This is a genomic window from Bacillus sp. DJP31, from assembly GCF_049310945.1.
Classification (GTDB): Bacteria; Bacillota; Bacilli; order Bacillales; family SA4; genus Bacillus_BS.
The window spans coordinates 78,091-92,302 of the sequence record NZ_JBMERO010000003.1 but is presented as its reverse complement, the minus strand read 5'-3'; the positions used below and the strand labels follow the sequence as shown (position 1 = coordinate 92,302).

The following is a 14,212-nucleotide window of genomic DNA, read 5'->3' as shown; positions in this document are numbered from 1 at the left end:
TTTACACCTCTACTTTTTTCTCAAGAAGTCTTGCTGCAGCTATGAATAGGACAACGGCTAGTATCGAGTAGTAGATAATTGGAATGATCGGAACATCTGTTGTGTAAAACAGAGCACTCCATTCTCCATCTGCATACTGAAGCGATGCCTCTGTAAATAAATTGAATTTGTACCTTAAAATAAACTCATTAATCGTGTCTATCTCCAGTAATAAAGCTTCAAATAGACTATAGAAGAAGGCGAGTAAAATAATAATCACCCAGCGGAAAGGACGAATCTTAGGCTTACTTTTTAACGATTGATAGACCGTCCAGAAAAAGGTAATCCAACAGGTAAGACTTATACTTGCTAATAGTAATAACACATTGAGCCAACTTATAGACTGAGTAAAGAAACCTGCTCCAATTTGCTCATAAACTGATTTTCCAAACCAGAACAAACTAATGGCTGCATAGATAGTTAACAATAGCTGAATGACAATTTGGTAGGTGAATATTACTCCAAATTTTGAAAGTAAAAGGGTATAGCTTGCTCTTGGGCTATAAAGCCAAAGCTGATTCTTCCCTTCAATATTCAGTAATGTAAGCATCATGATTGGCCCAAACACAAACTGTGATAAAGCGATAATCACGAAGATAGGTAAGGTCCCGACTGGCTGAGCTGTATAAGCGGAAAAGCCAAAGCCAAAGGCCATTAACAAAAGCACAGCTCCCACCCATGTCAAAAACATTAACCTTGAAATACGATAATCTTTTTTAAGTAAACCTTGAATAGGACTCAATTGTACGTCCCCCTTATTGTATTAGTGTTATATCTAGATAGTACACTAATACAATAGCTCAAGTCAATACCCACTTTCTATAAATAAAAATAGAGGATCACCTCCTTCTCAGGGAAGTAATCCTCTAAATACAGAAATTTTCCACTTCTGGTTATTTCATTTTGTCTAAAGGAAACTGAAAGAGTAAACTTAGTATGATCCCGCATGGTAATGTCAGGATCCAGGCTACTAAGGGATTCCTGAAATGAATGCGTAAAAAAGGAAACATTAGACAATTAAACACAATGGAACAGCAAGTTGAAAGCCCATTAAACTTCGTTAATGAATTGGCTGAAGGTAACCAGCAGATAACCTTTAAAGGTCATTCCGATGCCACACAATTACGATTTGGTTTATTTGAATCTGATTTACCGAGTGAAACTTTGACTAGTCCATTTGTGAATACCCTTCTTTTCACAGATTCCACCCCTGCCTACAGCATCTACCGCTTGACTGCAACCAACGAAGCTTGTAACCGCGTCAATCGGAATTACGAATTTTTCTATCCTATCGTGTGACAGAAGAATAGTGAAGTTTAGTGATTGAGACCCCTAGAAGGGTCTCTTTATGTTTCTTCCCTTACAACTTCACCTCCCTAGAACATTTAGATACAGAGTAAGACTGCATACTTTTTCCCATTGGTGGCAACCTATTTTATACCATTGAAATAAGTGAAAGGGGGTTACAACAATGATGAAGAAACTTCTAGCAATTATGCTTGCCACTTTTCTTGCTACTTCTCTAGTGGGCTGTGATGATGCTCCGGGTGAGGACGAAATTGGTGATGGTGAAGTCAATGATGAAGAATAAAAAGCATACTTTATTCGTGCCATCTTACCCATTTTTTTTACATAGTTAGAAAGGAAGAGGCGCGAAAACGCACCTCTTCCTTTTTGCTTAATAATTAGTTATAAAATTTAACTCGCTCTTCTAATGGCTTAAATTCTTTATCCCCAGCTGGTACGGTCGGTTTACCAAATGGCATTTGGGCCAATAGCTTCCAGCTGCCTGGAACGTTCCATTCTTTTTTTACTTCATCGTCAATGAGAGGATTGTAATGTTGTAGGGAAGCACCAAGTCCTTCTAGCTCTAGTGATGTCCAGATTACATATTGAAGCATCCCATTGGATTGAAGGGACCAAATCGGGAAATTGTCAGCATACAGTGCAAATTGTTTTTGAAGTCCTTCCACAACATCCATATCCTCGAAAAATAACACTGTTCCGTATCCACTTCCAAATGCATTCATTTTCTCTTCCGTCGGTCCGAAACTTTCGGCAGGAACAACTTTTCGCAAGCTTTCTGTGGTTAGGTTCCATAATTTTGAATGGGCTTCTCCTGTTAGTACGACCACTTTTGCACTTTGAGAATTAAAGGCTGATGGGGTATGCTTTACAGCATGATTAATTACTTCTTGAATTTGTTCATCTGTTACAACTTCTTCATTACTAATTCCATAAATAGATCGTCTTGCTTCCACCGCTGAATAAAAATCTTTTGCATTGTTCACTAGTTGAACACTCTCCTTATTAATTAAATGACCAAATCCTTTACTTAAAATACCCATCTTTTACACCATGTAATCTTAGTTATTTTGAAGGACTAATCTAATTTTGTTCCCAGAAGGATCTTTTGTTTCAAAAACATCCTCTTCCTTTTGAACCGAAGCACCAATTGCCTCTAACTGACCAATAACTTTATCTCCAGCTTCCTCATTAGGAAATACGAGAGAGTACCAGTTCAAACCGACACTGTTTTCTACCGGGGATGGTGCGCCGACACCATTTTACGATTAATAATTTCATTATCTTTCGTATTAGGTTATAATTGTAAGTAGGTGATAATAATGAATAAATCTCTAATTTGCCCTTGATTTGAAAAAGCTATCAACCTTCTAAGTCAACGCTGGACTGGATTAATTATTTACCAACTGCTAAATGGTCCACAACGCTTCTGTACCATTGAATCAGCCATTGGAGTTAGTGGGAGACTTCTTTCGGAGAGATTAAAGGATTTAGAGACTGAAGGGATTGTAAACCGACAAGTTTACCCTGAGACTCCTGTTCGAATTGAATACTCTTTAACTGTGAAAGGGCTAGCTTTGAATCCGCTTATGAAGGAAATAGAAAAATGGTCGGGGGACTGGTTGGATATTGAAAACATAACAAAGCAAAAGTAAAAGCCGATTGTCGTATAAAGACAATCGGCTTTTCTTGTAGCAACTATTCCACTCCACTTACCTCCGTTATCGAGCCAATCGAAACGTGCTGAATACGGCCATCTCCTGCCACAACACGGAGCTTTTGTTGAATTTCATCTACATAGTGAATAATACCTCTTATTGTATAATGTCTCGTTTGGTCAAAATAAGTAATGGAGAGCTCCCTACCATAAGCCATCGCATCACAAATGACTACATCCATTTGTTCTAGTCTTTGCTCGTCAAGCACAGGTTGTGTTTCAAATGTGTCTTCCTTTTCCCAGTCTCTTAATAGCTTCACATGTTCTGGTAGCATCATAGAGGTCCATTTAATATTCCCCCGATCTCGAATTGCCAATGTTTTTCACCTCTTTCTTTGTTATGCTTTATGCCCTCCTACTAGCTTGCTTCGGTGACGTGCTGTTCCTGCATTTGTATAGGAAACCGCACGCAAAATGGCGTTGGAACCGTATTTCGCTCGGATGGCATCCATCGTATATCCTAGTACCCGCTGCTTGGGCTTATTTGAATAAAACAGGTTCAGCTGCATCTCACTATCCTCCACAATATTGGACAAAGAAATATCAATTCTCCGCACCGTTTTCCCCGCATAATTCTCATCAAACAGCTCTAAACACACTTTATATAAATCCAGCGTAATATTGGTGGGCTCATCAATCGTCCTAGAACGAGAAAATCCACCACCGAACTCGTCCTTGCTATACCCAATTCCAAGGCTGACCGTTCTACCGGCTTTCCCGTGCTGACGTGCGCGCCTGCCCACTTCTTCACACATCTCCAAAATGACATGCTTGACTTCGTTTGGATCTGGGTAGTCCCGTAATAGAATTTGACCTTTTCCAAAGCTAATTTGTCCTTGCATAATGGGTGCACCAATATTGGATAAATCCACACCATGTGCATGATGATAAAGCTGATTACCCATAATTCCAAACTTTTTTTCAAGCAGCTCGAGGGGATAGTTTGCCAGCTGCCCGACTGAAAAAATACCCATCCGATTCAAATTTCGCTCCATTCGACTACCAATTCCCCACATTTTACTTAACGGAGAAAGTGGCCAGAGCTTTTTCTCCACATCAGCAAAGGTCCACTCGGCTACTCCTGTTTTTTTCGCCTCCAAATCTAAAGCTAGCTTGGATAGTAGCATATTGGGGCCAATTCCTATTGCACAAGTCAGTCCATACTCAGTTTGAATATCCTTTCGAATTTTATGTGCAACTGTATGCGCATCTCCCCAAAGCTTTTCCACGCCGTCCACTTTAAGAAAGCTTTCATCGATACTGTACGTGTGAATGGCCTCTTTCGGCACATAGCGGTGAAAGAGCCTTGTAATCTCTGTAGAAATTCTTACATACTTTCCCATCCTTGGATTGACTACATGAATACGTGGGTCTTTCGGTACCTCAAACAGCCTTGAGCCGGTTTTAATTCCAAATTCCTGCTTCATTTTCGGAGAAGCAGCCAGTACAATACTGCCCTGACGTTCGGTATCTCCTACAACAACTAAATAGCATGTCAGCGGATCCAGTCCAAGCATGACCGCAGAACAGCTCGCATAAAAGCTTTTCATATCCACACACAACATTCGCTCATACGGAAATTGACTATAATCCATTTTGCCTTCCTCCATTTTTCAAAAAAGAATATACGTTCGTTTTTTTATTATACTCATTATACTAATCGAATATACGTTCGTTTTCAAATGGTAATTTTAGGTCTCATCTATTCATTATTCAGAATTACTGTTGAAATGTAAGGGTGCACGTAGTATAAATTAAGGATGAAAGCAAGGTGGAGTTCAACATGGAGAAGCCATTCATTGAAAAAATGATTCGAAACTGCTTATATCAGTATCAACACACAGTTGATTCCGTTCCATTAAGCAAGAACGACTACGAGGAATTATATGAACAAATTTTAGTCCTGTATAAACAGGATAACGAAGACTTGCACGAGATTGTTCAGGATGTGGTGTATGAGTATTTGACAAACCAGTGAATGAAACAGTGGTGAAGAAAGCAGGAAAAAGGAGCCTGAATTTCAAGGCTCCTTTAACATTTCGATTACTTAGAATTATGTACATGTCCTAACTACGCCTTAACTAATACCCTTACCACCTCTTGGAACCAGCATATTCATTCTTTCCATGCCAGCAATAATTGGCTTAGCCCGCTTAATTAGTGTTTGGGTTGATTCTAATGTGAGTGAGGCTTGATGAGCATTCTGATCACTCCATACCTCATATACCCACACAGTATTTGGCTCAGTGTCAGACACATTTACGATATATAACTCACAATCCTCCAATTCCTGCAATGACGAAGCAGCATCTAGCAATATATCAACTAATGCGTCACGCTCACCTTCTTTTGCAAGTATCTTTCCGTATAAACCAAATTTAGTCATTCCACTTTCCCCCTTATAGTATTTGTAAGTTATAATTCTATACCTCATAGCTAGTTACCTTCTATTTTTGTGCATTAAAAAAAGCGCTACTTCAATTAGTAGAGTAACGTTTTCCTTACTGAATATCAGGCCTTCCCTCTAGCTTGCAAATCCACTTATAAAACAGTACGACCGTGAACAAAAGAATAGGGTTAACAAGTGCAGTGTGCCACAAGCTCCACCAACCATAATGGAAATATCCCCAAGGTTCAGGAAGTAAGGTGAATGCTTCATAAATCAATAATGCAACTACCCAAATTAAAACGTAAATAACACGTTTCAAAACATTTGCTTTGAAGGGGTACCGCAAAAAACCGATTCCTTAAGGGAATAGGTTTTTTCACTTGACTTTCGCCGTCACCCGTTAAACTGAAGAAAAATTAAATTCATTACTCACAATAAAAACTAGGATTAATGCAATAGTTTCAACTAATTGATATAATTACAGTAATTAACACAAAGGTGGTGAATTTATGGCTCTACCACAAAAAAATGATAATTTTACCTATGCTGAATATTTAACATTAGATGATAACGTGAAGTACGAAGTGATTGATGAACAAATCTACAACTTGTCACCCTCTCCGACACTTAAACACCAGGATGTCGTTACCCAGTTATCAGTTGATTTCGGGCTATATCTAAGAGGAAAAAAGTGCAGATTGTTTGTCTCTCCGATAGATGTATGTTTATCAGATGAAACTGAGATCTTAAACAAGGTTACAGAGTGGGTAGCACCTGATTTAGTTGTAGTTTGTGATACAAGTAAAATTGGTAATAAACGGATAGTTGATTCTCCGGATTTAGTAGTAGAAGTTCTCTCTCCCTCCACTGCAAAAAAGGACAAACTGGTTAAATTCAACAGATACGAAAGAGCAGATATTAAGGAATACTGGATTGTAGATCCAATTCATGAAACTGTTGATGTTTATTTTTTGAACAAAGGATCGTATCAGCACGTTGGTACTTACTTTAAGGGTGACCATGTTCCTGTAAATATATTTGAGGATTTTTCAATTGATTTGAGTAATGTTTTTAGAGGCGAAGAATAAATATCACCAAGTAAATGTTAGGATTAAAGCAATACAATAAATGTCAAAATAAATCCGTTGCTACTTGCAACGGATTTATTTTGACATTAAAAGAACCAGTAGCTTAGTAAGCTAGCTAAAAGACTAATAAGGAAAAATAAAAATGCACCTATTAGCAAAGGATTTAGTGAAATCTCCGGTTTTGGTCGTTTCTCTTGGTGTCCAGTTGGAAGTAAAGCCATCATCGCGGAAGCAATGTTCCTATTTGTCATGGCATCACCTGATGATGAAAAAAATAAAATGAGGCCAAAAAACAGCAAGCTTATAATGGCCATAGAATCAATTATACCCATCTTAAATATCGAATCAAGAGCAACTGAACTAAGTATTTCAACAACGAAAAGAAATAAAATGGCCAAGAATTTGAATTTATATCTTAGCATCAAACTCCCCCTTAGAAATAAATTACTACCTTGCTGCCAAGTGTTCAATCTCCTCCGCCGCCACCACCGTCTCCTCCTCCACCATCATGTCCACTGCCATCAGACCAACCGCCACCGCTACCATGATCTGAATAACTATCGTGATACGTTGTAGAATGTTGATGATCACGCCTAGTCTTACTGGTAAAAATAGAAAATATAACAATTATAGCTAGTAAGATAAGTATAAATAGCCCCACTGAAAGACCTCCTAAACTGTTATTACTGAATTTTCACTTAATAAGATATATACGTTTAACAAGAGGTTACGTTTCATTTTAAGTTATAGAGTTTATAGAAATGTAATGTTTTCGTTATAGATTAATAAGACCTCTACGTTATAGTTAGTGAAAATATACTCATTAAGGAGTGTTGACCCTTGAAGAAAATGAAAATCATTACACTGTCTATTGTCTTGATTATTACTATGTCTGTTGGCTGGTGGCTTATATCCCCTTTGTTTTTTGATGAAATGGTAAATGAAGGAATCCCCGTTTCGCACGAGATGAAAAATGAAAGCGAGAAAATGGAAACAACAGAACCAGGCTCCAAAGAAAGCGAAATGGATAACTCTGATGAAACAAGTTCTGAACCCATTCATATGGAGATAGAACGACAAGGAAATTTTCAAGATGCTGATGAAAAACATTCCGCACAAGGGCTTGTAAAAACATTACATGCTGACGGTGAGCAATTCTTGCGTTTCGAACAGTTTAAAGTAACGAATGGACCTGATTTATATGTTTACTTAGTAAAAGAAGGAATGCCAACAAACGAAGGCCTTTCTTTAGGAATACTAAAAGGAAATGTAGGGGAACAAAATTACGAGCTTCCAAAGGACATTGATCTTAGTGAATACAATAAAGTTGTCATCTGGTGCAAGGCATTTAATGTAGATTTCGGTTTTGCCGTCCTACAAGGATAATAATGAATGGAGTCATCTAATATATGTCGTACAAAATTCTGCTTGTAGATGATGAACCGAATATTATCGACGTTTGTAAGCGTTATTTAGAGCTAGAGGGTTACGAAGTACGAACAGCTAATGAAGGCAGTGATGCACTTAAAGTATGGAGACAAGAAAAACCTGATTTAATTGTATTGGATATTATGATGCCAAAGGTTGATGGATGGAAGGTAGCGGAAACCATTCGACTCATGGACGATGTTCCACTGATCATGCTAACCGCTTTGGGTCAGGAAAAAAATCGTCTACACGGTCTTACCATTGGAGCCGACGATTACATGACAAAGCCTTTCAGCCCAAAGGAATTGGTACTTAGGATTCGGAATATCTTAAAAAGAAGCACACAGCAAAGAAACCGAGACTCTTCACATGATATAGAGATAGGTGATTTAAATATTCACCAACTCAACAGACAGGTGACAAGAAAGGGCGAACGAATAGAGCTGACTGTCAAAGAGTTTGAATTGCTTTGGCTTCTAGCCAATCACCCTTTACAAGTTTTCTCAAGATCCCAACTCCTAGAAAAAATATGGGGCTACGATTACGAAGGAGACATGAATACGGTCAATGTTCATATTCGGCGCCTTCGTGAAAAAATTGAAATCGATCCGTCTAGTCCTCTCTATATTAAGACTGTTTGGGGTATCGGATATAAGTTAGAGGGTAGCCAAAATGAAGGTTAGAACTATTTTACTGTCGGCCAATCTGTTATCCAATGTGATTATGATCATCTTCCTAGTGATTGCGTACTTCAGAATGTTTCTGCCTGAGGATATGATTATCCTATTAACCGCAATCACTATAGCAGGAGCTCTCTTATCTTTTGTGGCTCACTTTATTTTGACTAGTCCTATTTTAAAATCCATTCAGTCCATTGCAAAGGAATCTAAACGAGTTGCTGATGGTGATTTCAACGGAACAGTCCCTAAAATAGGTCCCCTTGAAATGCAGGAACTTGCTGAAAGCTTTAATAATATGAGTGCTAATTTATCAAGTATGTTTACTAAGCTAAAACAATCCGAAGAATCAAGAAAACAGCTCATTGCCAACGTTTCCCATGATCTTAGAACCCCACTTTCTTCCATACAGTCTTATGTAGAGGCCCTTCAGGATGGAATTATCGAGGATGAATCGACAAAAGAGAAGTATCTCAAAACGATTCAATTAGAGACTGAACGTTTAGGTACATTGATTGAAGACCTGTTTCAGTTATCTCAGCTTGAAGCTGGAAAAATGCAATTTCTACCCAAAGCCTATCATGTTGATCAATTATTGCTTGAATGTATCCAGCCACTTGAAATAAAACTGAAACAAAACCAAGTATCTATCTCGGTAAAGATCAGTCCTGAGATCTCTTCTGTCTTGATTGTACCCGACCAAATGAGAAGAGTAATCTTTAACCTGTTACAAAACGCAATTTACTACTCGCATCCTGATTCTACCATTAAAATTGAAGCACAAAACGTGGACACAGACTATGTTTTCATCAGTGTGGAAGATGAAGGAATTGGAATAGAAGAAGATGAGCTAGATAAAGTTTTTGAACGTTTTTATAGAGTGGAAAAGTCCAGGAATAAAACATTAGGTGGTTCTGGGCTCGGGCTTGCGATTGCAAAGGAAATCGTTGAACTGCATGGAGGTAAAATAAAGGTGGAAAGTACCTTCGGCCAAGGCAGCAAGTTTTCCAGACAAATGCTGTCATAATGAATTCTGTGATGTTAAAGCTAATTTGCATTGTATGAACTCCTTAGTCAGAATTACGTTTGAATAGTAATCATATACTATTTCAACTTTTTAAAATCATCGGTCAACATTCCGGAAAATCCCCAGTTTTCAACTTCAATTTCTTGTATGACAATATGGGTATGTTCTGGTTTTTTGCCGAGTACATGAACCAGGGTTGCAGTGAACTCCTTTACAATTTGTTCCCTCTGCTCACGAGTGGCACCTTTAGTAATTTGAACATTAATATAGGGCATTTTTTATCCTCCTGAACTTATTCATTCTTCCAGCTGGAAGTTAGCAAACAATATAAAGTATCTATATTCATATTATACTCCTGAAAAAATTGGAAGAGTCATAATAGTTACGAAAAGTTTCATAAATGGTTTCGTCTAAAATAGAATTTCAAAGAAAATAAGACCTACTCGCCAACCGAATGGGCCTTATCATCAGTTTTTCTACTCTATAACTTTAAAGCTCTCATTCACTTTCACCACTACAGGCTTAAACTCACCCGAAAGCTCGGAGAATTGAACTTCATATTGTTCTCAAATTTCACAACTGATACTACCCACCATGTAATGTTTGGGTCTAACGTTTCAACGGCTACAGCAATTGCTTTTGCATGATTGCTTTTTTCTTCATTGGTATGAACCAGGATTTTCAAGGCCGTTGCTTGGGTAGGAAAGGATTCAGCCACGATTCCTGTGTGCCACACTTCAACTAGAGTTCCGACCTTTATATCAGTCTTAGAAAGGCTTTCTCCTTTCTCCGACACGATTTGTGTATCCTCAGTTATTGTATAAACTGCTGCACTAGGGTGTGCCTTCTCTTCCACACTTACTTTTTCTGTAACAAGGATACGGTCCCCATTGGCTGTCATTACATACCCCGAAATATCTTTAAATTGATCGGTATTGGTGTTTCCTTGATTTTGCTGAACACAGCTTACTAAAAACAAACAAAAAGCTAATATAAGTCCGATTAAAGTTCTTTTCAGCATATTGATCACCTCATTTTATAAGTCGAATTGGGGGAATAAAACGTTACATAGATAAGGAATTTTTTAAATTTTTTATGAGATGAGATGATCAAGACACTTACGAATACGATCAAGGCAACTAGGATAACCATTGACGAATTCTATCTCCAAAGCTGTTCTAGATTTCTCTGAAACATGTGCATAAATGGTTCAGATATTGGATCCCATCGTTTTTACATATCTAACATGAAAAAACGACCCTTCACTAACTGAAGAATCGCTCGATAAGCATATTATAGATTACTCATCAATCTTTTCAGAATCCGCTCATCATCATCTCTGTCAATTCCGGGTGCAAATTCTTCTGGAAGCTCTTCAAGGTTTGGAACAGGTTCACCTTCTGACATACCATCTATTACTCTTAAAGGTTCACCTGTTACTGGATTTTTCCCTTTCCATATTCCCTTTATATCTCTGTATTCAGATTCGCCCCATCTATGAGGTACATTATAATAGCCTTGATCCATAAACTTTTTCGCAGCGTCAAATTTACTATTATCTGGACTTGGAACTGGGAGCATTTTTCCAACATCCACACCCGTTGCCATCTCAAGCGCTTTTGCATAAGCAATAATGTGTGTTCCTCCAACGTACCAAAAGGTAACCAGTCAGTTCCCTTGCAACCGGGTTATTTGTCATTTCAAAAATCCGCATTTTATGGACTCTCGCCCAAATTTCCAAAAGGTAATTATGCAATAGATCCGCCACAAGAGATCCTGTGTTTGTTACCTATTCACCACACTCCAAGGTCTTTCCATGCCATCACCGGGGTAAGCAGCTTGAGCCGTAGTTGTGAAGTGAAGCGAATAACGTACATCTTTTCCGTTTTGAAGAGGAAAGTTAACGTATCTATAGTATGGCCAAAATTATATTTTTTTTAGATAACCGGACCAGGTCTACACATTGGATCCCGTTTTCAAAGATATCCACTGAGTAATTTCTTGTGAAAAAGTCCTTGTCAATACTGACCATTCTAAAACCACATTTTTGATATAGCGCCAGTTGATCTATGCCCGAATTTCCAGTTCCCACTTCAATTGTATTGTAACCAGCTTTCTTAGCCTTTTTAACAGCATCCAATACTAAATGTTTCCCAAACCCTTTACCTTGATGATTATCTTCAACCGCAACATTCATTAATTCAATCTTGCCAAGGCTCTTTGGAAGTAGAACGTAAACTCCAATTATTACGTTATTTAATTTCAGCGACATAGCAGTCACCCGTTCTTAAGTATTCTTCAACTAACTTTTCAGATGGGTCAGCAAGTAGTAATAATTCCATTGGTGGCAGCTCATCCATACCTAGTTTTCTAATCTCCATATTAATCCTCCCCGGGAATATAGCTATATATGTTGAGGATGTATTTTTTTAGCCAATTAATCAAATACTTTTAAATGATATTCTTGCAATATCACTGTTTCAGAATCCAATCCTAACTATGAGGTGAATGACTATGAGCTATATAGATCAATTAGATCCACATTCTCAGCAGTTTCACCATAATTGGACAAGACCAAAGCGTTCAAAATCTCAAGTTAATGGGCATACAACCATGTCGCAAACAAACATTATACTAAGAAGTAACGCTAAGGCTCACAGGTGGTAAAGGATATATCTGAAATATGAAGGAAGAAGACTTTTTACAAGTCTTCTTTCTTTTTATTTGCAAACGATAGTGGAACAGGTATTCCTCAACCGCAATTTTTACATCTCCACATATTTATCCTGTTCTAACATCGCCTTTAACTCTTCAAAGTCTCTATATTTCATGAGTTCTTGATTAATCGTAACTTCTTTTCCATCTTTCAGTAGCAATATATATTTACTCCCCAATGCTACGCCCTTTTCAATTTCATGAACTGCTATCTCTTTCCTGCGTCTAATTAAACCTATGTGAATGGAAAGTACATTATTGTTGAGCTTCAAATAATCAGTATTTTTAAGTCTAAAGTAAAAAACAGATAGCATTGTGCTAGCCACAACTGTTAACAATAAAAGTGGACTCACTATTAACCCAAAAGCACGAAGACTGCCACCTAACATAAATAGCAACAAACCTAAATTCAGCAAAGCAACCACCAACCAAATGGCCCCCGTCACTTTCCACAAAGGATTCTCTTTATATTTAATTTCCAATGATATAACCCCCATTTTCATTAGACCTAACCCCATTTTTTTGTGAATTACACTGCTTATGAAAAAATGCGACCCTTATTTTATAAAGGCTCGCATTTCTTAAACGGAAATTTACGAAATTTAACATTATTACCTTTTCCAGTTTTAGGTTTCCTGTGTGCCATGTAATTGCATCATTTTTTCATCAAGCATTTCGAACACTTTTCTTACTCCTTCTTTGGAAAGATTAGAATACTGATCCCCAAGACTTACTTCGTAGTAACAAGACTTCTCATTTACTTCTCTTAAATTACCCGTTAAACCAATACCAGTTACTTCATAAATATCAATTAGAATGGATTCAAGCTTCTCTTTTGGTCCATCAAAATGAACATGGAACATGTTTGAAACTGGTTCTAATGGGATCGTTGAAACAGCATGGCATTTGTTGAAATATCCTGCAAGTTCTTTCGCTTCTTTATAATACTGCTCCATTTTATGTATTCTTTGAGTAAAATAATAATCCGCACTAACGATATAAGGATACAGGCTAATTAGGTCACCACCGTGCCGTCTTTTCCATACCTTGGATTCCTTTATAAACTCTTCATCTCCAGCCAATATGGCTCCGGCAATCCCACCAATTCCTTTGTAAAGAGACACATACACACTATCAAAAAGATTACATATCTCAATAGCTGACTTTTGATAAAATGGCAGAATTTCAAAGAGTCTAGCTCCATCTAAGTGTAATTGGATTCCTTTCTCACGACAATAAGATGAGATGGACTCAAGCGTTTGGTAGCTTGGTAACTGACCACCAATCTCACGTTGTGGTAACTCAAGCAGAAGACAAGCAATATCTTCGTCCAGATTCACAACATCTTCCAACTGAATCACTCTGCTTTTATCTGCTAACAAAATAGTCTTAATATGATGTAATTCTTTTAAACCATCTTCTTCATGAATTTCTAAATGTGACAAAGGATGGTAAGCAACTGTTTTGAGCTCTTTTTGATCACACCATATTCGTAGCGCAATTTGCTGGGCCATCGTTCCACTTGGAAAAAATACCGCAGCTTCTTTCCCTAAATACTTGGCCATCTTTTCTTGAAAGTCTTCTATGATCTTACCAGAACCATACAGGTCGCTTTCTTCATGACCAGCAATATTACTAATTGACTCTTTCAGAACGTTGATGTCTCTTTTTCCATGGCCACCTACTTGATGAGTTGTTTGTTTAAAGGCTTCTAGTAAAGGATTCTTTGAGTTCATTGTATGTCGCTCCTTTTAATGTTCACTACTTTAATCTACTAATTTTTTTAATATCAAAATAAGCAGACCTTTTTGTTACAAAGGTCTGCCT

General features: G+C 37.7%; 21 protein-coding genes and 2 pseudogenes. 8 read left to right on the top strand and 15 right to left on the bottom strand.

Annotation, left to right across the window (positions count from 1 at the left end; genetic code table 11):
• Nucleotide 1 precedes the first annotated feature (1 nt).
• Nucleotides 2-781 carry a hypothetical protein gene (locus ACOI1C_RS04415; protein ID WP_422508385.1) on the bottom strand — a complete coding sequence of 260 codons (780 nt, stop codon included), beginning with the start codon at nt 779-781 and terminating at the stop codon, nt 2-4.
• Nucleotides 782-1,029: 248 nt separating this feature from the next.
• On the opposite strand from ACOI1C_RS04415, the gene ACOI1C_RS04410 reads away from it, so the two are divergent.
• Nucleotides 1,030-1,338 (top strand): hypothetical protein, encoded by a 309-nt coding sequence (locus ACOI1C_RS04410; RefSeq protein ID WP_422508383.1) that lies wholly within the window; start codon nt 1,030-1,032, stop codon nt 1,336-1,338.
• A 386-nt stretch (nt 1,339-1,724) separates the two neighbouring features.
• On the opposite strand, the gene ACOI1C_RS04405 is transcribed toward ACOI1C_RS04410, so the two are convergent.
• Together ACOI1C_RS04405 and ACOI1C_RS04400 are read right to left on the bottom strand one after the other, a co-directional pair.
• Entirely contained in the window at nt 1,725-2,387 is a 663-nt protein-coding gene (locus ACOI1C_RS04405) for a nitroreductase family protein (protein ID WP_422508381.1), read from the bottom strand.
• A gap of 18 nt (nt 2,388-2,405) precedes the next feature.
• On the bottom strand, nt 2,406-2,564 hold the full coding sequence (locus ACOI1C_RS04400; RefSeq protein WP_422508379.1) for a hypothetical protein: 159 nt from the start codon (nt 2,562-2,564) through the stop codon (nt 2,406-2,408).
• Between the two features lie 141 nt (nt 2,565-2,705).
• Between ACOI1C_RS04400 and ACOI1C_RS04395 the strand changes: the two genes are divergently transcribed.
• A complete protein-coding gene (locus tag ACOI1C_RS04395) occupies nt 2,706-2,999 on the top strand; it encodes a winged helix-turn-helix transcriptional regulator (RefSeq protein ID WP_422508766.1) in 294 nt (97 codons plus the stop codon).
• A 43-nt stretch (nt 3,000-3,042) separates the two neighbouring features.
• Here ACOI1C_RS04395 and ACOI1C_RS04390 read toward each other — a convergent pair whose 3' ends face one another.
• Both ACOI1C_RS04390 and ACOI1C_RS04385 read right to left on the bottom strand, forming a co-directional pair.
• On the bottom strand, nt 3,043-3,378 hold the full coding sequence (locus ACOI1C_RS04390) for a YolD-like family protein (protein WP_422508377.1): 336 nt from the start codon (nt 3,376-3,378) through the stop codon (nt 3,043-3,045).
• Between the two features lie 21 nt (nt 3,379-3,399).
• The gene (locus ACOI1C_RS04385; RefSeq protein WP_422508375.1) at nt 3,400-4,656 is read right to left on the bottom strand and encodes a DNA polymerase IV; all 1,257 of its coding nucleotides are present in this window, start codon (nt 4,654-4,656) and stop codon (nt 3,400-3,402) included.
• 188 nt (nt 4,657-4,844) lie between these two features.
• On the opposite strand from ACOI1C_RS04385, the gene ACOI1C_RS04380 reads away from it, so the two are divergent.
• Complete coding sequence (locus ACOI1C_RS04380) at nt 4,845-5,039, top strand: YqzH family protein (RefSeq protein WP_422508373.1); 195 nt, start codon at nt 4,845-4,847, stop codon at nt 5,037-5,039.
• 99 nt (nt 5,040-5,138) lie between these two features.
• On the opposite strand, the gene ACOI1C_RS04375 is transcribed toward ACOI1C_RS04380, so the two are convergent.
• Entirely contained in the window at nt 5,139-5,447 is a 309-nt protein-coding gene (locus ACOI1C_RS04375; protein WP_422508371.1) for a putative quinol monooxygenase, read from the bottom strand.
• A 115-nt stretch (nt 5,448-5,562) separates the two neighbouring features.
• Nucleotides 5,563-5,796, bottom strand: a complete 234-nt coding sequence (locus ACOI1C_RS04370; protein WP_422508369.1) for a hypothetical protein — start codon at nt 5,794-5,796, stop codon at nt 5,563-5,565.
• 163 nt (nt 5,797-5,959) lie between these two features.
• On the opposite strand from ACOI1C_RS04370, the gene ACOI1C_RS04365 reads away from it, so the two are divergent.
• Entirely contained in the window at nt 5,960-6,538 is a 579-nt protein-coding gene (locus tag ACOI1C_RS04365; RefSeq protein WP_422508367.1) for a Uma2 family endonuclease, read from the top strand.
• Nucleotides 6,539-6,624: 86 nt separating this feature from the next.
• Here ACOI1C_RS04365 and ACOI1C_RS04360 read toward each other — a convergent pair whose 3' ends face one another.
• Both ACOI1C_RS04360 and ACOI1C_RS04355 read right to left on the bottom strand, forming a co-directional pair.
• Complete coding sequence (locus tag ACOI1C_RS04360) at nt 6,625-6,960, bottom strand: hypothetical protein (protein ID WP_422508365.1); 336 nt, start codon at nt 6,958-6,960, stop codon at nt 6,625-6,627.
• 44 nt (nt 6,961-7,004) lie between these two features.
• A complete protein-coding gene (locus ACOI1C_RS04355; RefSeq protein WP_422508363.1) occupies nt 7,005-7,199 on the bottom strand; it encodes a hypothetical protein in 195 nt (64 codons plus the stop codon).
• A gap of 188 nt (nt 7,200-7,387) precedes the next feature.
• Here ACOI1C_RS04355 and ACOI1C_RS04350 point away from each other — a divergent pair, with 188 nt between their 5' ends.
• From ACOI1C_RS04350 to ACOI1C_RS04340, 3 genes are read left to right on the top strand one after another with little or no spacing between them, the layout of a single operon-like run.
• A complete protein-coding gene (locus ACOI1C_RS04350; RefSeq protein ID WP_422508764.1) occupies nt 7,388-7,924 on the top strand; it encodes a DM13 domain-containing protein in 537 nt (178 codons plus the stop codon).
• 23 nt (nt 7,925-7,947) lie between these two features.
• Nucleotides 7,948-8,649 (top strand): response regulator transcription factor, encoded by a 702-nt coding sequence (locus ACOI1C_RS04345; protein ID WP_422508361.1) that lies wholly within the window; start codon nt 7,948-7,950, stop codon nt 8,647-8,649.
• A complete protein-coding gene (locus ACOI1C_RS04340) occupies nt 8,639-9,670 on the top strand; it encodes a sensor histidine kinase (RefSeq protein WP_422508359.1) in 1,032 nt (343 codons plus the stop codon). The genes ACOI1C_RS04345 and ACOI1C_RS04340 overlap by 11 nt, the downstream gene beginning before the upstream one ends.
• A 77-nt stretch (nt 9,671-9,747) precedes the next feature.
• On the opposite strand, the gene ACOI1C_RS04335 is transcribed toward ACOI1C_RS04340, so the two are convergent.
• From ACOI1C_RS04335 to ACOI1C_RS04320, 4 genes and pseudogenes are all read right to left on the bottom strand, one after another.
• Nucleotides 9,748-9,945 (bottom strand): tautomerase family protein, encoded by a 198-nt coding sequence (locus ACOI1C_RS04335; protein ID WP_422508357.1) that lies wholly within the window; start codon nt 9,943-9,945, stop codon nt 9,748-9,750.
• Nucleotides 9,946-10,184: 239 nt separating this feature from the next.
• Nucleotides 10,185-10,691, bottom strand: a complete 507-nt coding sequence (locus ACOI1C_RS04330) for a DUF3221 domain-containing protein (protein ID WP_422508355.1) — start codon at nt 10,689-10,691, stop codon at nt 10,185-10,187.
• 272 nt (nt 10,692-10,963) lie between these two features.
• Nucleotides 10,964-11,566: pseudogene (locus ACOI1C_RS04325) on the bottom strand (manganese catalase family protein); the annotation flags it as partial.
• Between the two features lie 13 nt (nt 11,567-11,579).
• Nucleotides 11,580-12,051: pseudogene (locus ACOI1C_RS04320) on the bottom strand (GNAT family N-acetyltransferase).
• Between the two features lie 133 nt (nt 12,052-12,184).
• On the opposite strand from ACOI1C_RS04320, the gene ACOI1C_RS04315 reads away from it, so the two are divergent.
• Nucleotides 12,185-12,337 (top strand): YpzG family protein, encoded by a 153-nt coding sequence (locus ACOI1C_RS04315; protein ID WP_422508353.1) that lies wholly within the window; start codon nt 12,185-12,187, stop codon nt 12,335-12,337.
• Between the two features lie 98 nt (nt 12,338-12,435).
• Here ACOI1C_RS04315 and ACOI1C_RS04310 read toward each other — a convergent pair whose 3' ends face one another.
• Together ACOI1C_RS04310 and ACOI1C_RS04305 are read right to left on the bottom strand one after the other, a co-directional pair.
• On the bottom strand, nt 12,436-12,867 hold the full coding sequence (locus tag ACOI1C_RS04310; protein WP_422508352.1) for a hypothetical protein: 432 nt from the start codon (nt 12,865-12,867) through the stop codon (nt 12,436-12,438).
• A gap of 144 nt (nt 12,868-13,011) precedes the next feature.
• Nucleotides 13,012-14,121, bottom strand: a complete 1,110-nt coding sequence (locus tag ACOI1C_RS04305; RefSeq protein WP_422508350.1) for a threonine aldolase family protein — start codon at nt 14,119-14,121, stop codon at nt 13,012-13,014.
• Nucleotides 14,122-14,212: the final 91 nt, after the last annotated feature.